The 19,780-nt window shown below is 75.0% G+C and carries 18 protein-coding genes; 14 read left to right on the top strand and 4 right to left on the bottom strand.

Translation table 11 applies throughout. The features are described from left to right. The first annotated feature begins 26 nt into the window (after positions 1-26). Positions 27-1,403 carry an ATP-dependent 6-phosphofructokinase gene (locus tag WIS52_RS16170; RefSeq protein WP_349299081.1) on the top strand — a complete coding sequence of 459 codons (1,377 nt, stop codon included), beginning with the start codon at positions 27-29 and terminating at the stop codon, positions 1,401-1,403. On the opposite strand, the gene WIS52_RS16165 is transcribed toward WIS52_RS16170, so the two are convergent. Continuing rightward, the gene (locus WIS52_RS16165) at positions 1,404-2,222 is read right to left on the bottom strand and encodes a transglutaminase-like domain-containing protein (RefSeq protein WP_349299080.1); all 819 of its coding nucleotides are present in this window, start codon (positions 2,220-2,222) and stop codon (positions 1,404-1,406) included. Further along, positions 2,219-3,178, bottom strand: coding sequence for an ATP-binding protein (locus WIS52_RS16160; protein ID WP_349299079.1), 960 nt, complete (start codon positions 3,176-3,178; stop codon positions 2,219-2,221). The genes WIS52_RS16165 and WIS52_RS16160 overlap by 4 nt, the downstream gene beginning before the upstream one ends. Positions 3,179-3,443: 265 nt before the next feature. On the opposite strand from WIS52_RS16160, the gene WIS52_RS16155 reads away from it, so the two are divergent. Then, the gene (locus WIS52_RS16155; protein ID WP_349299078.1) at positions 3,444-3,896 is read left to right on the top strand and encodes a MaoC family dehydratase; all 453 of its coding nucleotides are present in this window, start codon (positions 3,444-3,446) and stop codon (positions 3,894-3,896) included. A 36-nt stretch (positions 3,897-3,932) separates the two neighbouring features. Beyond that, complete coding sequence (locus WIS52_RS16150) at positions 3,933-5,144, top strand: acetyl-CoA C-acetyltransferase (protein WP_349299077.1); 1,212 nt, start codon at positions 3,933-3,935, stop codon at positions 5,142-5,144. A gap of 130 nt (positions 5,145-5,274) precedes the next feature. On the opposite strand, the gene WIS52_RS16145 is transcribed toward WIS52_RS16150, so the two are convergent. After that, complete coding sequence (locus WIS52_RS16145) at positions 5,275-5,763, bottom strand: inorganic diphosphatase (protein WP_349299284.1); 489 nt, start codon at positions 5,761-5,763, stop codon at positions 5,275-5,277. A 207-nt stretch (positions 5,764-5,970) separates the two neighbouring features. Here WIS52_RS16145 and dacB point away from each other — a divergent pair, with 207 nt between their 5' ends. The 4 genes from dacB (at position 5,971) to hpt (ending at position 10,372) form a co-directional block, all read left to right on the top strand. Beyond that, positions 5,971-7,380, top strand: coding sequence for a D-alanyl-D-alanine carboxypeptidase/D-alanyl-D-alanine endopeptidase (gene dacB, locus WIS52_RS16140; RefSeq protein WP_349299076.1), 1,410 nt, complete (start codon positions 5,971-5,973; stop codon positions 7,378-7,380). Positions 7,381-7,440: 60 nt separating this feature from the next. Further along, positions 7,441-8,532 (top strand): zinc-dependent metalloprotease, encoded by a 1,092-nt coding sequence (locus WIS52_RS16135; RefSeq protein ID WP_349299075.1) that lies wholly within the window; start codon positions 7,441-7,443, stop codon positions 8,530-8,532. Between the two features lie 73 nt (positions 8,533-8,605). After that, complete coding sequence (gene tilS / locus WIS52_RS16130; RefSeq protein ID WP_349299074.1) at positions 8,606-9,745, top strand: tRNA lysidine(34) synthetase TilS; 1,140 nt, start codon at positions 8,606-8,608, stop codon at positions 9,743-9,745. Positions 9,746-9,811: 66 nt separating this feature from the next. Further along, positions 9,812-10,372: a hypoxanthine phosphoribosyltransferase gene (hpt, locus tag WIS52_RS16125; RefSeq protein ID WP_349299073.1), complete on the top strand. Its 561-nt coding sequence runs from the start codon at positions 9,812-9,814 to the stop codon at positions 10,370-10,372. Positions 10,373-10,435: 63 nt separating this feature from the next. On the opposite strand, the gene WIS52_RS16120 is transcribed toward hpt, so the two are convergent. Then, a complete protein-coding gene (locus WIS52_RS16120) occupies positions 10,436-11,503 on the bottom strand; it encodes a serine protease family protein (RefSeq protein ID WP_349299072.1) in 1,068 nt (355 codons plus the stop codon). Between the two features lie 353 nt (positions 11,504-11,856). Here WIS52_RS16120 and ftsH point away from each other — a divergent pair, with 353 nt between their 5' ends. The 7 genes from ftsH to WIS52_RS16085 all read left to right on the top strand — a co-directional run bounded on the left by ftsH (position 11,857) and on the right by WIS52_RS16085 (position 19,681). Next, the gene (ftsH, locus tag WIS52_RS16115; protein WP_349299071.1) at positions 11,857-14,637 is read left to right on the top strand and encodes an ATP-dependent zinc metalloprotease FtsH; all 2,781 of its coding nucleotides are present in this window, start codon (positions 11,857-11,859) and stop codon (positions 14,635-14,637) included. A 71-nt stretch (positions 14,638-14,708) separates the two neighbouring features. Beyond that, on the top strand, positions 14,709-15,284 hold the full coding sequence (folE, locus tag WIS52_RS16110; protein WP_349299070.1) for a GTP cyclohydrolase I FolE: 576 nt from the start codon (positions 14,709-14,711) through the stop codon (positions 15,282-15,284). Between the two features lie 50 nt (positions 15,285-15,334). Then, entirely contained in the window at positions 15,335-16,165 is an 831-nt protein-coding gene (folP, locus tag WIS52_RS16105; RefSeq protein WP_349299283.1) for a dihydropteroate synthase, read from the top strand. Beyond that, positions 16,162-16,545, top strand: a complete 384-nt coding sequence (gene folB / locus WIS52_RS16100; protein WP_349299069.1) for a dihydroneopterin aldolase — start codon at positions 16,162-16,164, stop codon at positions 16,543-16,545. The genes folP and folB overlap by 4 nt, the downstream gene beginning before the upstream one ends. After that, positions 16,542-17,063 carry a 2-amino-4-hydroxy-6-hydroxymethyldihydropteridine diphosphokinase gene (gene folK / locus WIS52_RS16095; protein WP_349299068.1) on the top strand — a complete coding sequence of 174 codons (522 nt, stop codon included), beginning with the start codon at positions 16,542-16,544 and terminating at the stop codon, positions 17,061-17,063. Before folB ends, folK begins: the two co-directional genes overlap by 4 nt. Continuing rightward, positions 17,060-17,599 (top strand): DUF3180 domain-containing protein, encoded by a 540-nt coding sequence (locus tag WIS52_RS16090; RefSeq protein WP_349299067.1) that lies wholly within the window; start codon positions 17,060-17,062, stop codon positions 17,597-17,599. The genes folK and WIS52_RS16090 overlap by 4 nt, the downstream gene beginning before the upstream one ends. An 81-nt stretch (positions 17,600-17,680) precedes the next feature. Then, positions 17,681-19,681: a PrsW family intramembrane metalloprotease gene (locus tag WIS52_RS16085; protein WP_349299066.1), complete on the top strand. Its 2,001-nt coding sequence runs from the start codon at positions 17,681-17,683 to the stop codon at positions 19,679-19,681. Positions 19,682-19,780 lie beyond the last annotated feature (99 nt).

The raw sequence follows: 19,780 nt of genomic DNA, 5'->3' as shown, positions 1-19,780 counted from the left end.
ACGTGATCGATCGAGAAGGGGAGCGCGTGACGACCTGGGAGTACAGCAGCATCACGCCGGAGGACCTGGAGATCGAGACCCTCGGACCGGGTCGGATCACCTCGCCGCTGGCGCCGCTGCTCGACGCCCGGCGCACCACCGAGCACTACGTCGACTCGGGTGACCGCGTGCTGCTCGACGACACCGCGGCCGGGATCTCCGCGCGCGGGGTGAAGCTGGAGGACCTGCCCGGCCTGGAGCCCTGCGGCCCGCGGCGGAAGATCTACTTCGACCCGTCGAAGACCCGCGCCGGCATCGTGACCTGCGGCGGGCTGTGCCCGGGTCTCAACGACGTCATCTCCGGACTGGTCCGCACGCTGACCTACCACTACGGCGTCCGGCGGGTGGTCGGGTTCCGCAACGGCTACCGCGGCTTCGTCTCCGGCTACGGGCACGACGTCGTCGAGCTGAGCCCGGAGTCGGTGCGCGACATCCCGGTCGACGGCGGCACCTTCCTCGGCACCTCGCGCGGCCCGCAGGACCCCGAGGAGATCGTCGACTGCCTCGAGCAGATGCACCTCAACGTGCTGTTCGTGATCGGCGGCGACGGCACGATGCGCGGCGCGATGGAGATCGTCCGGGTGGTGGCCGAGCGGGGTCTGCGGATCGCCGTCGTCGGCATCCCGAAGACGATCGACAACGACATCCCGTTCATCGACCAGAGCTTCGGCTTCCAGACGGCGTTCTCCCAGGCCAGCGAGGCGATCCGGTCGGTCACGGTGGAGGCCAAGTCCACTCCGGGCGGGGTCGGGCTGGTGAAGCTGATGGGCCGGCACTCCGGGTTCATCGCCTGCTACGCCTCGCTGGTGCGCTCGGACGCCGACGCGGTGCTGATCCCGGAGGTCCCGTTCGAGCTCGACGGCGAGACCGGGCTGCTGCACCACCTGCGACGCCGGGTGGAGCAGCGGGGGCACGCGGTCGTCGTCGTCGCGGAGGGGGCCGGGCAGGAGCTGTTGCCGCCGGTCGGGCGCACCGACGCCTCCGGTAACGCCAAGCTCTCCGACATCGGGCCGTGGATGAAGGACCGGATCGGCGAGGCCTTCTCCGGCGCGGGCATGGAGACCACGGTCCGCTACGTCGACCCCAGCTACCTGATCCGCAGCGTCCCGGCGAACCCGTACGACAGCGTCTACACCGTCCGGCTGTCCCAGGCCGCGGTGCACGCCGCGATGTCCGGGCGCACCGGCATGGTGGTGGGACGGGTGCGGCGCCGGTTCGTGCACATCCCGATGACCCTCGCGGTCAGCCGGCGCAACCAGGTCGACCCGCACGGGGACCTGTGGATGGCGGTGCTCGAGTCGACCGGGCAGCCGTGGCGGTTCGGTGAGGACTCCGGCGCGCCGACCCGGGCGCCGCACACCTGATCAGTTGAGGTGCGCCCGGTGCTTCCGGGCCTCGACCCGCACCTCGTCGAGCACCTCGGGCTCGATCCGCGCCCCGCGGCCCGGACCGTCCACCCAGGACTCCATCAGTCTCGCCGCCTCGTCCCACCGGGCCTGCGCGGCCAGCACGTCGCCGAGCTCGCGGATCAGCTCCGGACCCCGGTGGCGCAGGCCGAGCCGCATCCGCAGCACCCACTCCAGGTTCACGTGGTCCGACGACCGGGAGTGGATCGCGCGCAGGTTCTCCAGCATCCGGGCCAGGATCTGCCGGGTGGACGTGCGGGGCAGCAGCTCCGGTCCGAAGGGGACCTCCGGGCCGGCGCCGGTGGAGGACCGGAAGCGCGCCTCGCAGCCGGCCGTGTCGAGCCGGCGCCCGCGGTCGAAGACGTCGATGTGCCGGTGCGACCCGGGTTCGCGGACGAGGAAGTGGCCCGGCATCCCGACCCCCTCCAGGACGATCCCGGCCCGCCGGCCGACCTCGATCGTCACCACCGACAGCGTGATCGGGATGCCGGTGCGGCGCGCCAGCACCTCGGTGAGGTCGGAGTTGCGCGGGTCGGCGTAGGCGGCGGTGTTGCCGGTGAACCCGGCGTCGGTGAACAGCCGGTGCAGCAGCGCGTCGAGCCCGTCGACGCCGTCGGCGAGCTCGTCGAGCTCGGCCCGCGCCCGGTCGGCGGCCGCCGGGCCGGCACCGGCGCCGGCGGCGATGGCCAGGGCGCCTTCGTCGAGTGCGGGTTCCGGCCCCGTCACCAGGCGCAGGAAGCGGGCGACGGGATCGGGGGCGGGATCGGGTCGGCTCACGGCGGGGTCATCGTGACCCGGACGACGGTGCCGCGCACCCGCCCCGGGTCGTCCTCGGCGGTCCAGACCTGCAGCACGTCGGTCAGCTCGGAGGCCAGCCACAGTCCCCGGCCGCGCCGCCCGCCCAGCGGCGGGGCGGCGAGCCCCGGGAACGCCAGCCGGCCCGCCACCGGGTCGGTCGTCTCCGCGACCACGGCGTCACCGGTGTGCCACATCCGCAGCAGCGGGGAGCCCGAGCCGTGCTCGATCCCGTTGCTGACGAGCTCGTTCACCGCCAGCACCAGGTCCTCGGCCCGGCCGGGACCCAGCCCGCCGAGCGTCGCCTCCCGCTCGACGACGCGCCGCATCGCGCCCAGCCCGGCCAGGTCCACCGGCAGCGACACGGCCGGGACGCCGAGGTCGGCCGGTGGCGGCTGCGGGTGCTCCCGGAGCAGCTCGTGCTCGTCGCGCCGGGTGGTGCTCGGCACCGGGGCGCCGTCCATGAGCAGCTCGTCGTGCAGCTCGGACGCCTGGGCGCGGGTGTGGTCGTCGTCGGGGAAGCAGCACAGCATCATGACCGGCATCCCGTCGAGGGCGTGCGTCAGCGCCAGGTCCAGTCGCGTCCAGTACGCCGGATCGGTGTCGGGCAGGTCCATCAGCTGGCCCACGGTGCACACGCCGGCGGCGCCGTCGGACAGGGCGTCGCGCACCGAGCGGCCCCACCGGCCGGCGACGGTGAAGGGCGGCGCCGAGTGCATCCGTTCCGGCGGGCACCAGTCGACGTCCGCGTCCGGGCCCAGCGAGCGCTCCAGCTCACGACGACAGTCCGCCTCGACGACGACGAGCGCGCGCCACCCGCGCTCCAGCGCTCCGGTGACCGGGCCGGCCAACACCTCGGCCTGGTGTTCCGGGCCCCGGCACGGGACCGCCCGGTGCACGAGCCGGTCGGATCCGGGCGTCACGGTCGGTGCGCTCATCGCCGATGATCTGCGGCGGTCGGGGTCGGTGGGTTCATCTCGCGAGTCGGCCTTTCACGTCGGAACCTCCGCCGTCGGGTGCGACGCGGCTCCTCGTCGACCGACGATAGCCAAGACCGCGCTGATCCGCGGGCCGGGGCGTGTGGGGCGCGCGACGTCGTTCGACGACGACCGGCGCGGGTGCCGTGTGGAAAGGTGAGCGGTACCGCCTCCGGCGACGACCGGTCGCCGGGGAGCGACGAACCGACGACGGGAGTGGGACCGGATGCGCGTCTTCGACGGAGTCGACGAGCTGCGGGCGGCGAAGGGTACCGAGATCGGCACCTCCGACTGGATCACGGTCGAGCAGGACCGGATCGACGGCTTCGCCGATGCGACCGACGACCACCAGTGGATCCATGTCGACCCGGAGCGGGCCCGTGGCGGCCCGTTCGGGACGACGATCGCGCACGGCTTCCTGACGCTGTCGCTGTTGCCGGTGCTGCTGAAGGGTGTCTACCGGATCGAGGGCACCCGGATGGGCGTCAACTACGGCCTCGACAAGGTCCGGTTCCCGTCCCCGGTGCCCGTCGGGAGCCGGGTGCGCGGCCGGGTCGAGATCGTCGACGTCGCGGACGTGACCGGCGGCGTGCACGTCAGCACGAAGATCACCGTCGAGATCGAGGGCTCGGAGAAGCCCGCCGTGGTCGCCGAGTGGCTGACCCGCCAGTACGTCTGACCCGCCGTCCCACACCCCCGAGGAGAGCTGAAGTCCATGCGTGATGCCGTCATCTGCGAACCCCTCCGGACGCCCGTCGGCGGTTTCGGCGGGTCGCTGCGCGACGTCCCGGCCCACACCCTGGCCTCGACCGTGATCGCGGCGCTGATGGAGCGGACCGGGCTGGACCCGTCCGCCGTCGACGACGTCGTGCTCGGCCACTGCTACCCGACGATGGACGCCCCGGCGATCGGCCGCGTCGCGGCGCTGGACGCCGGCCTCCCGGTCACCGCCGGCGGGATCCAGATCGACCGGCGCTGCGGATCCGGCCTGCAGGCGGTGCTCTACGCGGCGGCCCAGGTGCAGACCGGGGGTGCCGAGGTCGTGCTGGCCGGTGGCGCCGAGTCGATGTCCGGCGCGCCGTTCTACTCGACCGGGATGCGGTGGGGCGTCAAGGGCGGCCCCGGTGTGCTGCTGAACGACGCGCTGGCCCGCGGCCGGGTCACCGCGGGCGGGAAGAACCACCCGGTACCGGGCGGGATGCTGGAGACCGCCGAGAACCTGCGCCGGGAGTACTCGATCCCGCGCGAGGAGCAGGACGAGTTCGCCGCCCGCTCGCACCAGCGGGCCGCGGCGGCGCAGGCGGCCGGCCGGTTCGCCGACGAGATCGTCCCGGTCACGGTGAAGGGCCGGAAGGCCGACACGGTCGTCGACGCCGACGAGCACATCCGGCCCGACTCGACGCCGGAGATCCTGGGGAAGCTCCGCCCGATCCTGGGCCGTGACGACGACGCGGCCACCGTGACCGCCGGGAACGCCTCCGGGCAGAACGACGGCGCGTCGATCTGCGTGGTGACCAGCCCGGAGAAGGCCGAGGAGCTGGGGCTCCGCCCGCTGGTGCGGCTCGTCTCGTGGGGGATCGGCGGGGTGCCGCCGGCGACGATGGGCATCGGCCCGGTCCCGGCGACGGCGAAGGCGCTCGCCGCGGCGGACCTGACCTTGGCCGACATCGACCTGATCGAGCTGAACGAGGCCTTCGCCGCGCAGGTCCTGGCCTGCACGCGGGAGTGGAAGTTCACCGACGCCGACTTCGACCGGACCAACGTCAACGGGTCCGGGATCTCGCTGGGCCACCCGGTCGGCGCGACGGGCGGCCGGATCCTGGCCACCCTGGCCCGGGAGATGCAGCGCCGGGACGCCCGCTACGGCCTGGAGACGATGTGCATCGGCGGCGGCCAGGGCCTCGCGGCGGTCTTCGAGAAGGCCTGACACCCCTCCCCACCACCCACTCATGGAGCTTTGGTTCGGGGATACCGAACTAAAGCTCCATGAGTGGGGCCGTGGGTCGTGGGGTCGTGGGCCGTGGGCCGTGGGCCGTGGGGTGCGGTCGGTCGGGGCCTCAGTGGCCCTCGTGCTTCGCCCGCTCGTAGGAGGCCTTGATCTCGCGCTCGGCGTCGGCGCGGCCGACCCAGGACGCGCCCTCGACGCTCTTGCCCGGCTCGAGGGTCTTGTAGATCTCGAAGAAGTGCTGGATCTCCGCCCGGTCGAACTCGGCCAGGTGGTGGATGTCGCGCAGGTGCTCCTGGCGCGGGTCGCTCGCCGGGACGCAGAGCACCTTGTCGTCGCCGCCGGCCTCGTCCTTCATCCGGAACATGCCGATGGCACGGGCGCGGATGACGCAGCCGGGGAAGGTCGGCTCCTGGACCAGGACCAACGCGTCGAGCGGGTCGCCGTCCTCGCCGAGGGTGTCGTCGATGAACCCGTAGTCGGCGGGGTACTGGGTGGCGGTGAACAGGGTCCGGTCCAGCCGGATCCGGCCGGTCTCGTGATCGACCTCGTACTTGTTGCGGCCGCCCTTGGGGATTTCGATGGTGACGTCGAAGTCCACGGTTCGTTGCTCCTTCTGGAGGGTCACGGTCGCACCGGTCCCGGACGGCCTGGAGATGGCCCGCCCGCTCCGGCGTCGTCTGTCCTGCCCCCTAGTGTGATGGACCAGGGGAGCGCGGGTGCAGGCCGGTGACCCTCTCCGGACCCGAGTGTGCGCAGCGTCGCACCACCGGCCGGACAGGTCGGGTCGGATCGAGCAGGAGGCGGAGTGGGACGCAGGCATCGCCGGCCCGAGCGCGGCGTCCGCCGGATCGCGGTGATCGCGGTCGCGGTGATGGCGATGGCCTCGCTGTTCGGCGCGGTCGCCCTCGCCGAGCCGGACACCCGGAACCGGCTCGGGCTGGGCGAGGAGATCGCGCAGTACCCGCCGGTCCCGATCCCCGCGCTGCGCCCGCTGACCCCGTCCGGTCCGGCGCCGACCGCCGCCGGGATCACCCAGGCGCTCGCCGACCAGCTGGACTCGCCCGCGCTCGGCGACGTGACGGGCGTCGTCCTGGACTCCTCCGCCCCGCGTGGCGCCGACCCGATCTGGCAGCGCGACGGCGAGCGGGCGATGGTGCCCGGCTCCACGACCAAGCTGCTGACCGCGGCGTCGGCCCTGCTCACGCTGAACCCGACGGAGCGGATCCCCACCCGGGTGGTGCCCGGCCCGACCCCGGACTCGGTCGTCCTGGTCGGCGGCGGCGACCCGTCGCTGACCGCGCTGCCCGAGGGCGAGGACGGCCTGTACCCCGAGCCGGCCCGGATCGACGAGCTCGCCGAGCAGATCCGGACGGCCGTCGAGGGGCCGATCACGACCGTCTACACCGACACGCGGCAGTGGAGCGGGCCGGAGGTCTCCCCGGGATGGGGGCCCACCGACGTCGCCGACGGGTTCATCGCGCCGATGTCCCCGCTGATGCTCGACGGCGGCCGCATCGACCCGCTCGAGCAGAACGGTGCCCGGTCGAGCGACCCGGCCCGGGCGGCCGGGCAGGCGCTCGCCCGGGCGCTGGGGGCCGACGAGGTCCGCGAGGGTGCCGCGGACCCGAACTCGCAGATCATCGCCAGCGTCTCGTCGCCGCCGATCGCGAGCCTGGTCGAGTACATGCTCACCTCGTCGGACAACGTCACCGCCGAGGCACTGGTCCGTCGGGTCGCCGTCATGCGCGAGACCGAGGCCTCGTTCGACGGCGCGTCCCGGGCGGTCAGCGAGTCGCTGGTCCAGGCCGGTTACGACGTGGCCGGCATGCAGCTCGCCGACGGCAGCGGCCTGTCCCGGGACAACCTGATCCCGGCCCGGCTGCTCGGGCAGGTGCTCGCCTCGGCCGCGGCCCAGTCGGACAGCCCGAGCGACGTCCAGTACCTCCGGCCGATCCTGTCCGGGCTGCCGGTCGCCGGCGGCGGCGGCACGCTGGCCGAGCGCTTCGGCGAGGGCCCGTCGGTCGCCGGCCGGGGCGTGGTCCGGGCCAAGACCGGCACCCTGAGCGGGGCGTCGAGCCTGGCCGGGGTGGTGAGCGACGTCGACGGCCGGCTGCTCGTGTTCGCCCTGCTCTCCAACGGCACCTCACCGGGCGAGGCCCGGCCGGCCCTGGACGGCGTCGCCGCGACCCTGTCCCGGTGCGGCTGCCGTGGCTGAGCGCGAACCTCGGTACTGATCCACCCGGCCGGGTGTGCGGTCGCGGGTAGCGTGGAGAGCATGCACGCCGACACGTCCGGCCCGGCCACGGTGAGCGAGTCGGCCCCCGCCCGGCCCGTCGAGCGCGGGTTGCCCGTCAACTGGACGCTGGCCGCCGCGACCGCCGCCCGGCTCATGCCACCGGGCCCGCGCACCACCCCGGCCGCCGCCGCGGAGCTCGTCGACCGGCTGCGCACCGACTCCGCGCGCGCCGAGGGCCACGTCCGGGACGTCACCGGCCTGGGTCACGACCTCCCGCTGCTGCCCGCCGACGTGCTGGACCGGCCCGCGTGGGCTCGTGCCGCGGTCGAGGGGATGGACGTGCTGACCTCCGGAGCGGAGCTGCCGGCCACCGCGCGGCCGCTGCGCACGGTCACCTCGGCCGGCGCGGGCGTCCAGCTGGGCACGCTGCTGGCCTACATGGGGGCGCGGGTGCTCGGCCAGTACGACCCGTTCGGCGGGCCGGACCGGGCCGGGCGGCTGATCGTCGTCGCGCCGAACGTGCACGCCGTCACCACCGCGCTGGACGTCGACGGCGAGCAGTTCGGGCTCTGGGTGTGCCTGCACGAGGCCACCCACCGGCTGCAGTTCACCGCCGTGCCGTGGCTGCGGGACCACTTCGCCGGGCTCGTCACCGACCTGCTGACGCTGCAGGAGCCCGACTCCACGAAGCTCACCCGGCTGCCGGAGGCGATCCGTTCGCTGCGCTCGGTCGAGGGTGAGCGCCCGGACGTGCTCGCGCTCGTCGAGCTGCTGCAGGGGCCCGAGCAGCGCGCCGTGCTGGACAAGCTGCTGGCGCTGTCGACGCTGCTGGAGGGGCACGCCGACCACGTGATGGACGCCGTCGGCCCGGACGTGGTGCCGGACGTCGCGGTCATCCGGCGGCGGTTCACCGAGCGCCGGCGCGGCGGCGGTGTCGTGGACCGGCTGCTGCGCGCCCTGCTCGGGGTCGAGGCGAAGATGCGGCAGTACGCCGTCGGCGCCGCGTTCTGCCGGGAGGTCGAGGCGGCCGCCGGGATGTCCGGGCTCAACCGGGCCTGGGAGTCGCCGGAGACGCTGCCGACCCGGGCGGAGCTGACCGACGCGCAGGCGTGGTTGCGGCGCGTCGGCTGACCCGGCCGGTGCCGGTGCCCGCCCTCCTGCCCGTCGCCGCGTCCGCGGCACGGCCGGCTCCCCGTGGACGCCGATGACGGCCGAGCAGGCGGTGCAGCGCGTCCGCGACGCGGTGCGCACGGCGTGGGGGGCGTTGCCCGAGCGGGTCCGCGCCGCACCACCCGTGGTCGGCTGCTCCGGCGGTGCCGACTCGACGGCGCTGCTGCTCGCGGTCCGGTCCGTCGTGCCCGGGCCGGTGCACGCCGTCGTCGTCGACCACGGGCTGCAGGACGGCTCGGCGGAGCGGTCCGCCGCGCTCGCCGAGCGGCTCCGCGCGGACGGGGTGGAGGCGACCGTGCGCCGGGTGGAGGTGACGGGTCCCGGCGGGATCGAGGCCGCGGCCCGGCGGGTGCGCCGCGCCGCGCTGCTCGCCGCCCGGCCGGACCCGGAGTCGCCGGTGCTGCTCGGCCACACTCTCGACGACCAGGCCGAGACGGTGCTGCTCGGCCTCGGCCGGGGATCCGGCGCCCGCTCGCTGGCGGGCATGCGGGCCTGGTCGCAGCCGTGGCTGCGCCCGCTACTGGGACTGCGCCGGGCGGCCACGGTCGTCGCCTGCGCGGAGGCGGGCTTCCCGGTCTGGGACGACCCGCACAACACCGACCCGCGGTTCGCCCGCTCCCGGCTCCGCTACGAGATCCTGCCGCTGCTGGAGGACGTCCTCGGCGGTGGTGTGACCGCGGCGCTCGGCCGCACCGCCGCCCAGCTGCGCGACGACGACGACGCGCTCACCGCCGAGGCCGCCCGGCTGCGCGCCGCGGCCGAGCCGGCCGGCGCCGCCGGACCGGACGGTACGACGCCGGACACGATCCGTGACAGCGTTGCCGGACCGCCCGTCGCACCTCCGGGTGATTCCCGCGACAGCGACCCGGCCCCCGCCGGCCCGCCGGAGCCGTCCCCGGCCCCGCCCGGGGGTCCGGACGCCGACGCCGTCGCGGAGCTCGACGCGACCGTCCTGGCGGCGGCCCCGGCCGCCCTGCGGCGCCGGGTCCTGCGGGAATGGCTCGCCGATCACGGGGCCCGCGCGCTGACCGATGAGCAGCTGCGCGCCGCCGACGATCTCCTCGGACGGTGGCGGGGCCAGGGCGGTCCGGCGCTGGGCGGCGGGTTGGACCTGGCCCGCGCGCGTGGCAGGCTCGTGCTGCGCCACCGCCGCTGGGGGCGTGACGGCGCGTGACGGCTGCGCGCCGGTCGCAGCATCGACCGGGGCCCGGACCCCGGGGAACGAGGGGGTCGGGAGCGCGTGTACGACGGTGACATCTCGTCGGTACTGGTCACCGAGGAACAGGTGCAGGAGAAGACCGCCGAGCTGGCCAGGCAGGTCGCCGCGGACTACTCCGACCTCGTGCAGGACGGCCGGGACACCGACCTGGTGCTGATCGGCGTGCTCAAGGGCGCGGTCATGTTCATGACCGACTTCGCCCGCGCGCTGCCGATCCCGGCGCAGCTCGAGTTCATGGCCGTCAGCTCCTACGGGTCGGCCACCTCGTCGTCGGGCGTGGTGCGGATCCTCAAGGACCTCGACCGCGACATCGCCGGCCGGCACGTCGTGATCGTCGAGGACATCATCGACTCCGGTCTCACGCTGAACTGGCTGCTGAACAACCTGCAGACCCGCTCACCCGCCTCGCTGGAGGTGGTCACGCTGCTCCGCAAGCCGGACGCGGTGAAGGTCGACGTCCCGGTGCGCTACGTCGGCTTCGACATCCCGAACGAGTTTGTCGTCGGGTACGGGCTGGACTACGCCGAGCGCTACCGCGACCTGCCCTACATCGGCACCCTGGACCCCAAGGTCTACGCCTGACCCGCGCCGGCCTCCCCTGCCCGGGGCCCGGAACGGAGCGGAACGAGCGCGCGGCGGGGCGGATCAGGGCCCGAGGCCGGGACCGGCGGGGACGGCGAGCGAGCGTGGGTCCACTCCGGACGGTGCCGGGGTGAAGGCCGGACCGGGGGCCGGGATCAGGCCGGGCGGTCCGTCGGTGCGGGCGGCGTAGCCCAGGGCCCGGCCGAGGTCGGTGTACTCGATCGACGGGTGGTCGCCGACGGTGAGGCTGGACAGGATCCCCACCGCCCGGCCCCGGTCGTCGAGCAGCGGGCTGCCGGACTCCCCGGCGACGCCCGGGTCCATGGTGTGCACGGTGTGCGCCCAGCCGCCGCCGAGCCGGCCGCCGATCGCCCCGGCCCGCGCCGTCACGGTGCGCACCCCGCGCTCGTCGGCCGGGTTGGCCAGACCGAACACCGGGGTGCCGGGCGGTGGCGGGGCGGTCCGGACGGTCCCGGGGCCACCGAAGAACGGCACCGCCGCGCCGACCGCGTCCGCGGCCTCGGGCGGCAGCTCGACCAGTGCGAAGTCGTTGAAGGCACAGGTGTCGGGATCGGTCTCCCCGCGCGCCTGCATCGTCACCCAGGAGCTCCACGCGAGCGTGCCGGTCACGGTCCGGCCGGCTCCGCGGACGGTCACCGGCGTGCCCAGCGGCACGGTCGGTGAGACGCAGCCGTCGGTCGCGGTCTCGTCGCCGGTCCCGGCGCAGTGCGCGGCCTGGGCGAGGAACGTCCGCGGCCCGGCGGTGAGCACGAACCCCGCGGTGCACAGGCCCGCGCCGGCGGTCTCGGTGACGGTGCCCGGACCGATCGCCGCCGGGCCCGCCGGTACCACCGGGAGGGGGCCGGGCACGGCCCGCGCCGACGTCGTCGGGCCGACCGCGGCCGAGGAGGCCGGCGCCGGCTGCGGCGCCGGCGGGCGACCGGCGGGGTCGGCCGGCGACGCGAGCAGGGCGAGCACGGCGGAGGCGGCGAGCCCGGCGGCCAGGAGGGACGCGGTCCGGCGGGGGCGGCGCAGGGCGGCGGCGGGCAGGTCGCGGCCGGCGCCCGCGGGCCGGTCCGGCTCGTCCGGACCCGGAGGTCCCGCCGGTCCGTCCGCCGCGCCCGGTGCCATCCGCCCGCCCCTCCCGACCCCGTCCGACCTCACGCCCACGGCACGGGCGGGGAGGTCCGACGGTCGTGTGCGGACCGGTCCCCCGGCGTCACCGAGCGTGTCGCAACAGTTCTCCCACACCGCCGCGGCCCGGTGTGCGGCGGGACACCCCCGAACGGGAACCGGGCAGGTCGGCCGGACGTTCCTCCGCCGGGCGGCCTGTACGGTCCGTCCGGTCCGGTCCGCCCGGCGCAGACGCCCCGGCGGGCGGCTATCCTGGCGGGTCAGGGCCATACGGTGAGGCGTGTCCTCGTCTCCGCCGCCGCTGCTGTGAACCACTCTCGGGAAGGTGAAGGCCACCCGGCCGACGTTGAATGGACCGCAAGCGCCTGCTCCGCAACCCGTTGATCTGGATCCTCGTCGCGATCCTGATCTATCTGGGGTTCAGCCAGCTGTTCGACGACACCCGCGGCTACTCCGAGGTGCCGACGTCGGTCGCGCTGACCCAGATCCAGGACGGCAACGTCCGTGACGCGCTGGTCGAGGACCGGGAACAGCAGCTGCGGCTGACCCTGGACCGTCCGATCGACGTCGACGGCACCCAGGCCGACCAGATCATCACGCAGTACCCGGCGCAGCTCTCCGGGCAGATCTTCGACCAGGTCCGCCAGGTCCCCGGGATCGCCGAGTACGACACGGTCGTCCGGCAGGACTCGTTCCTGTCCTCGCTGCTGCTGATGATGATCCCGCTGGCGCTGATCCTGCTCATCCTGTTCTGGTTCCTGAACAACGCCCAGGGCGGCGGGAACCGGGTGATGAGCTTCGGCAAGTCCAAGGCCAAGCAGCTGAACAAGGACATGCCGAAGAACACGTTCGCCGACGTGGCGGGCTCCGACGAGGCGGTCGAGGAGCTCTACGAGATCAAGGACTTCCTGCAGAACCCGGCCCGTTACCAGGCGCTGGGCGCGAAGATCCCGAAGGGCGTCCTGCTCTACGGCCCGCCCGGTACCGGCAAGACGCTGCTGGCCCGCGCGGTGGCCGGCGAGGCGGCGGTGCCGTTCTACACGATCTCCGGTTCGGACTTCGTCGAGATGTTCGTCGGTGTCGGCGCCTCCCGGGTGCGGGACCTGTTCGAGCAGGCCAAGCAGAACGCGCCCTGCATCATCTTCGTCGACGAGATCGACGCCGTCGGCCGCCAGCGCGGCGCCGGCCTGGGCGGCGGTCACGACGAGCGCGAGCAGACGCTGAACCAGCTGCTGGTCGAGATGGACGGGTTCGACGCCCGCGGCGGCATCATCCTCATCGCGGCGACCAACCGGCCGGACATCCTGGACCCGGCGCTGCTGCGCCCGGGCCGGTTCGACCGCCAGATCCCGGTGGGCGCGCCCGACCTGGCCGGTCGCAAGGCGATCCTCGGGGTGCACTCGAAGGGCAAGCCCTTCTCCGACGACGTCGACTTCGAGTCGCTGGCCAAGCGCACCGTCGGCATGTCCGGTGCCGACCTGGCCAACGTGATCAACGAGGCGGCCCTGCTGACCGCTCGCGAGGGTGGCAACCTGATCAACGGGGCGGCGCTGGAGGAGTCCGTCGACCGCGTCGTCGGCGGTCCGAAGCGCAAGTCGAAGATCGTCTCCGACCGGGAGAAGAAGATCACCGCCTACCACGAGGGCGGGCACGCGCTGGCCGCGTGGGCGATGCCGGACCTGGAGCCGGTCTACAAGCTCACGATCCTGCCGCGCGGGCGCACCGGCGGGCACGCGCTCGTCGTCCCGGAGGACGACAAGGGCCTCATGACCCGCGCCGAGATGATCGCCCGCCTGGTGTTCGCCATGGGCGGGCGCTCGGCCGAGGAGCTGGTGTTCCACGAGCCGACGACCGGCGCGTCCTCGGACATCGACCAGGCGACCAAGATCGCCCGCGCGATGGTCACCGAGTACGGCATGAGCGCCAAGCTCGGCGCCGTCCGCTACGGGCGCGAGCAGGGCGACCCGTTCCTCGGTCGCTCGATGGGCAACCAGGCGGACTACTCGCTGGAGATCGCCCACGAGATCGACGAGGAGGTGCGCAAGCTCATCGAGGCCGCGCACACCGAGGCGTGGGAGATCCTCAACACCTACCGCGACGTGCTCGACGACCTGGTGGTGGAGCTCCTGGACAAGGAGACGCTCAACCGCAAGGACCTGGAGCGGATCTTCGGATCGGTGGAGAAGCGGCCGCGGATCACCGCGTTCAACGACTTCGGTGAGCGCACGCCGTCGGACAAGCCGCCGATCAAGACCCGGCGCGAGATCGCCTACGAGCGCGGCGAGCCGTGGCCCGAGCCCGAGCCGGCCGGGGTCGGCTCGAGCGCCGGCGGTGTCTCGAACGGGTACGGCGACGCCCCCGGCACCCCCGGTGCGTCCCCGTTCCCCAGCGGCGGGGGTACTCCGGCGCGGGCGGACGCACCCCACGACGGCGGCTACGGCGGCGGGGTCTCCAACGGCAACGGATCGCACGGCGGAGCGCCCGCAAACGGGTACGGCGCCACGCCCGGCGGTAACGGCTGGGGCAACGGCCCGTCCGCGCCGAACGGCGGACAGCAGTACGGCGGACAGCAGTACGGCGGGCCGGAGCACGGTGGCCCGCAGCACGGCGGTCAGCAGGGTGGCTACCAGGGAGCCGGCCAGCCACCGCCGCCCGCGGTCGCGCCCAACTACGGTGCGCCGCCCGACTGGCGTCCGGCCACGACCCCGCACGGGCAGACCTGGCCGCCCGCCAACTGGGGCGGCGCCACGCAACAGGGCGCCGGACAGCACGGGCAGGGCCAGCAGGGGCAGGGGCACGGGCAGGGGCAGTACGGCCAGGGTCAGCAGGGCCAGGGTCAGCAGGGCCAGGGTCAGTACGGCCAGGCCCCGGCCGGGTACGGCGCAGCCCCGCAGTCCCCGGCGCCGCAGGCCGGTCCCGCGGTGCAGCCCGACCCGGGCACGGACGGTCCCGGCGGGCCGGCCGATCCGGCAGCGCCGGACGGGACGCCACAGCCGGGTACGGGTCGCCAGGGCCCCGCTCAGAACGGACCGTGGACCGGCCCGTCCGGCGAGGGCTCCGCCTCCGGCGGGACCGGGGACGGTTCCGGCCCGGACGACCGGCGGGGCACGAACCCGGAGGCAGGACACTGAGCACGACGACGACGGACGGCGTCCCCGCGCCCGTCCGGTCCGCGGCGGTCGCGGCAGGGGTCACCCAGGCGGTGCCCGAGGGCGTCGACCTCGCCCGCGCCGAGAACGCCGTCCGCGAGCTGCTGCTCGCGGTCGGCGAGGACCCGGACCGCGAGGGGCTCCGCGAGACGCCGACCCGGGTCGCGCGCGCCTACGGCGAGATCTTCGCCGGGCTGTTCGTGGATCCGGACACGGTGCTGGAGAAGACGTTCGACGAGGGCCACGGCGAGCTCGTCCTGGTCAAGGACATCCCGCTGTTCTCGACCTGCGAGCACCACCTGGTGCCGTTCCACGGGGTCGCGCACGTCGGCTACATCCCCGCGGTCGACGGGCAGGTCACCGGCCTGTCCAAGATCGCCCGAGTGGTCGACCTGTACGCCAAGCGCCCGCAGGTGCAGGAGCGGCTCACCAAGCAGGTCGCCGACGCGCTGGTGCGCAAGCTCAACCCGCGCGCGGTGATCGTCGTGATGGAGGCCGAGCACCTGTGCATGGCCATGCGCGGCATCCGCAAGCCCGGCTCGCGTACCACCACCTCGGCGGTCCGGGGGCTGTTCAAGAGCTCCGCGTCCTCGCGCGCGGAGGCGCTGTCGCTGATCAGGGGGTCGTAGCCGTGGTCGCTCCGGACGGTGGCCTGCCGGAGCTGGGCCGGTGTGCGGTGATGGGGATCCTGAACGTCACCCCCGACTCGTTCTCCGACGGCGGGCGCTACCTCGACCGTTCACACGCCGTCGCGCACGGCGTCGCGATGCGGGACGCGGGGGCCGACCTGATCGACGTCGGCGGGGAGTCGACCCGGCCCGGCGCGCAGCGGGTGGACGCGGCCACCGAGCGCGAGCGGGTACTCCCGGTGGTGCGCGAGCTCGCCGCCGAGGGCGTGCGGGTCAGTGTGGACACGACCCGGTCCGAAGTGGCCGCTGCGGCCGTGGAGGCCGGCGCGGTCATGGTCAACGACGTCTCCGGCGGGCTGGCTGACCCGCGGATGGCCGCGGTCGCGGCCGAGACCCGGGTGCCCTGGGTGCTGATGCACTGGCGCGGGCACAGCTCCACGATGCAGCAGCTCGCCGGGTACGAGGACGTGATCGGCGAGGTGCGCGGGGAGCTGGTGGCCCGGGTCGACCACGCCGTGATGGCCGGGGTGGACCCGGACCGGATCGTGCTCGACCCCGGTCTCGGGTTCGCCAAGACCGCCGCGCACAACTGGGCGCTGCTGCGCCGGATCGACGTGCTCGTCGGGCTCGGCTTCCCGGTGCTGGTCGGCGCCTCGCGCAAACGGTTCCTCGGTGAGCTGCTGGCCTCGGCCGAGGGCGAGCTCCGCCCCCCGCCGGGCCGCGACATCGCCACCGCCGCGATCAGCGCGATCGCCGCGAACGCCGGCGCGTGGGGCGTCCGCGTGCACGACGTCGAGTCCACGATGGACGCCGTCGCGGTCAGCGCGGCGTGCCGGCTCGGCGCGTCACGGGCCCGGACCGGGCGGGACGGTGACCGGTGAGCGGGCCGGCAGCGCACACCGACCGGATCGAGCTCAGCGGGCTGCGGGTACGCGGCCACCACGGGGTGTTCGCGCACGAGAAGCGCGACGGTCAGGAGTTCGTCGTCGACCTCGTGGTGCACGCCGACCTGTCCGCGGCCGCGGCCTCCGACGACCTCGCCGACACCCTCGACTACGGCGTGCTCGCGCAGCGGGCGGCGGCGATCCTCGGCGGCCCGTCGCACGACCTGATCGAGTCGGTCGCCGGGGCGGTCGCCGACGACGTGCTGGCCGCCGACGAGCGGGTCCGCGAGGTCGAGGTGACCCTGCACAAGCCGTCCGCACCGATCCCGCTGACGTTCGCCGACGTCGCCGTCGTCATCCGCCGGGGGCGGTCGTGAGCCGCGCGGTGCTCTCGCTCGGGTCCAACCTCGGAGACCGGATCGCGCACCTGCGCGCCGTCGTCGCCGATCTCGGGCCGGGGCTCGTCGCCGTCTCACCGGTCTACGAGACCGCGCCGTGGGGCGTCACCGACCAGCCGGACTTCCTGAACGCGGTGGTCGTCGCCGACGCCCCGGAGCTCGACGCGCACGGCTGGCTGCGCCGCGGGCAGGGACTCGAGGACGCGTCCGGACGGGTCCGGGAACAGCGCTGGGGCCCGCGCACCCTCGACGTCGACGTCGTCCAGGTCGAGGGGCCCGACGGGCCGGTGTTCTCCGACGACCCGGAACTGCTGCTGCCGCACCCGGGGACCCCGGAGCGGGGCACCGTCCTGCTGCCGTGGCTGGCCGCCGACCCGGAGGCGGTACTGCACGGGCACGGCCCGGTCGCGGACCTGCTGGAACGGCTCGGGCCCGCCGGGCGGGACGGCATCGTCCGGCGCGACGACCTCTCGCTCGACCCGGGGGCGTCGCCGTGACCGCGGCCGGTCCGGGCGGGTCCGGCCGTCGTCCCGGCCCGGAGGAGGAGCCGCAGCCGACCGTGCGGCCGACCCGCTACCGGGACCTCGCCGCGATCGTGATCGTCGCGACCCTGCTCGGGAACATCCTCGTCCAGCTGACGTACTCGTCGCTGCCGTCGTTGCCGGTGGCCTCGGGCGTGACCGTCGGGGTGCTGGCGGTCGCCGAGATCGTCGGCGGGTTCGTGCTGCGCCGCCGGATCGAGCGCCGCGACGGCGCCCTGCCGGTCCCACCGCTCGTCGCCGCGCGGGCGGTGCTGGTGGCCAAGGCGTCCTCGGTCGGCGGGGCGGTGATCGCGGGCCTGTGGGCCGGCGTGCTGGTGCACACCCTGCCCATGGCGTCCGTCGTGGTCGCGGCGTTCCGGGACAGCATCGTGGCCGGGATCGGGCTGGGGTGCGCGTTCCTGCTGGTCGGTGCCGGGCTCTGGCTCGAACACTGCTGCCGGGCCCCGGACGACCCGGACGACACCGACGGGGGCGTCCGCTCCGGCGGATGATCGGCGCCGACGGCGGTGTGGCCCGGGTCGCGCCGCCGAATACCGGGTGGAACCGCCGGTAGTTCTCTACGCTCTGCGCCCATGGCTCCTCCCGCCGCCCCGCCCGGCGGCCCGACCGTTCTGCTGCCGGCCCCGTCGGCGAAGCGCCGCGGCGTGCTGCTGCCCGTCATCGGGCTCGTGGTCCTCGCGCTGCTGACGGTGATCACCGTGGGCATCCTGCAGCGCGCCATCGGCACCGCAGGCGTCGTGGTCGGAACGCTCGCCGCGCTGCTCCCGGTCGTGCCCGTCGTCGCCGCCTTCCTGTGGGTGGACCGCTGGGAGCCCGAGCCGCCGCGGATGCTGATGGGTGCGTTCCTCTGGGGCGCCGGGTTCGCCGCGCTGGTCTCGCTGCTGATCAACACCAGCGCGTCCGCGGTGCTGGACGCCGCGGCCGGGCGCGGAACGGGGGACCTGGTCGGCCCGGTCGTCGTCGCGCCGATCGTCGAGGAGTTCGCCAAGGGGCTGTTCATCGTCGGGCTGCTGGTGTTCCGGCGCCGGGAGTTCGACGGGATGGTCGACGGCATCGTCTACGCCGGGATCACCGCCGCCGGTTTCGCCTTCACCGAGAACATCCTCTACCTGGGCCGCGCGGTGTCCGACCCGGAGACCGCGGGGGTGGTGGCGACGCTGCTGGTGCGCGGCATCGCCTCGCCGTTCGCGCACCCCCTGTTCACCTGCATGATCGGCATCGCGGCGGGGGTGGCGGTCGCCAGCCGCAGCATCGGGATGCGGGTGCTGGCGCTGAGCGTGGGCTACGCCGCCGCGGTGGTGCTGCACGCACTGTGGAACGGCGCCTCGGTGCTGGCCGCGTCGCCGGGGGCCTTCTTCCAGATCTACCTCTTCGTGATGGTGCCGATCTTCGCCGGACTGATCGTGCTGGTGGTGTTCGCCCGGCGGCGCGAGGCGTCGATCGTCGCGGCGCAGCTCCCCGGGTTCGCGGCGGCCGGCTGGATCGCGCCCAGCGAGGTCCCGCTGCTCGCCCGGCTGTCGCGGCGCAAGGGCTGGCGCGCGCTGGTGCGGCGGCGGTCCGGCAAGGCGGCGGCGAAGGCGGTCGCGGACTACCAGGCCGCCGTCACCGAGCTGGCCTTCATGCGCAACCGGATCTCTCGCGGCGCCGTCCGGGAGAGCGCGCGTGCCCTGCACGACGAGAAGCTCGCGGCGGTCCTGCGGACCCGCGCGATCGCGGTCGGGGTGCCCGAGGCGCTCGTCGCGGCCTGGCGGCAGGACCGGCCGCACGGCTGGGAGCCACCGCCGCCGGCGGCACCGGACGGCAGCTACTCCGGGGCGTACCGGATCCCGGCGTTCCCCGACGGGCCGCCGATCCCCGACGACGCCCCCGCCGCCTGGTGGGGTCCCGGTGGGCGGCCGGGCAACGGCGGTCCGGGCGGTCGGGCCGGTCACCCCGGTCACCCCGGACCCGGCGCGAGCGGCGGACCGGGGTGGGGTGCTCCCGGCGCCCCGGGCTCCTCCGGTGGACCGGGTGGCTCGGGAGCTCCGGGCAGGGCGGGTGGTCCCGGCGCGCCGGGGGCGGCCGGCGGCCCGGGTGCTCCCGGTGGTCCCGCGGCGCCGGGTGGCCCCGGTGTCCCGGGGCCGAGGGGCGCGGGCGGGATCCCCGGCCCGGGCGCTCCGGCGCCGGGTGGACGGCCGTGGTGGCAGCAGGCCGGCGAACCGGACGCGGGCGGGGGCCCCCGCCCCGTCGCGGGGCCGCCACCGCCCCCTCCCGGCCGTCCCGCACACCCGGGCGCCGGTTCCGAGCAGGCGCTCGACAGCGGTCACGGCCCCGCCCGGCCCGCGGGACCCGGCTCCGGCTCCGGTCCCGGCCAGGCCCCGGAGCCGGTCGACGGCCTGACCCGGCCGGTCCGTCGTCCGGACGGCGCCGACGCACCGGACCCGGCGCAGCGCGGCCGGCACCAGGACGACCCGGCCGACCCGGGCCCGACCCGGCCGATGCTCCGCGAACCCGGCACGACCGCCGCCGACGCGGAGCCGGGGAACCGGCAGGAGGCCCGCCGTGACGAGGACCCGCCCCCCACGACGTCCTGACCCGCCGCTCTCCCGCCCCGTCGGCCCCTGGCAGCCGGGGTCCGGGAGGGACGTGGCCGGGGTGGCGGTCCGGGCCGTCGGGTGAAGCCGGTCATATGG

Origin of the sequence: Pseudonocardia nematodicida (assembly GCF_040105385.1) — a bacterium.
Lineage (GTDB): Bacteria > Actinomycetota > Actinomycetes > Mycobacteriales > Pseudonocardiaceae > Pseudonocardia > Pseudonocardia nematodicida.
The sequence above is the reverse complement of the archived record's forward strand: the minus strand, read 5'-3'. Positions and strand labels throughout refer to the sequence as shown.

What these genes read in the sequence shown, in the direction of transcription:
- WIS52_RS16160 (WP_349299079.1), bottom strand. Translation starts at nt 3,178, where the DNA reads ATGAGCGCACCGACCGTGACGCCCGGATCCGACCGGCTCGTGCACCGG.
- WIS52_RS16155 (WP_349299078.1), top strand. Translation starts at nt 3,444, where the DNA reads ATGCGCGTCTTCGACGGAGTCGACGAGCTGCGGGCGGCGAAGGGTACC.
- WIS52_RS16150 (WP_349299077.1), top strand. Translation starts at nt 3,933, where the DNA reads ATGCGTGATGCCGTCATCTGCGAACCCCTCCGGACGCCCGTCGGCGGT.
- WIS52_RS16135 (WP_349299075.1), top strand. Translation starts at nt 7,441, where the DNA reads ATGCACGCCGACACGTCCGGCCCGGCCACGGTGAGCGAGTCGGCCCCC.
- tilS (WP_349299074.1), top strand. Translation starts at nt 8,606, where the DNA reads ATGACGGCCGAGCAGGCGGTGCAGCGCGTCCGCGACGCGGTGCGCACG.
- WIS52_RS16120 (WP_349299072.1), bottom strand. Translation starts at nt 11,503, where the DNA reads ATGGCACCGGGCGCGGCGGACGGACCGGCGGGACCTCCGGGTCCGGAC.
- ftsH (WP_349299071.1), top strand. Translation starts at nt 11,857, where the DNA reads ATGGACCGCAAGCGCCTGCTCCGCAACCCGTTGATCTGGATCCTCGTC.
- folP (WP_349299283.1), top strand. Translation starts at nt 15,335, where the DNA reads ATGGGGATCCTGAACGTCACCCCCGACTCGTTCTCCGACGGCGGGCGC.
- WIS52_RS16085 (WP_349299066.1), top strand. Translation starts at nt 17,681, where the DNA reads ATGGCTCCTCCCGCCGCCCCGCCCGGCGGCCCGACCGTTCTGCTGCCG.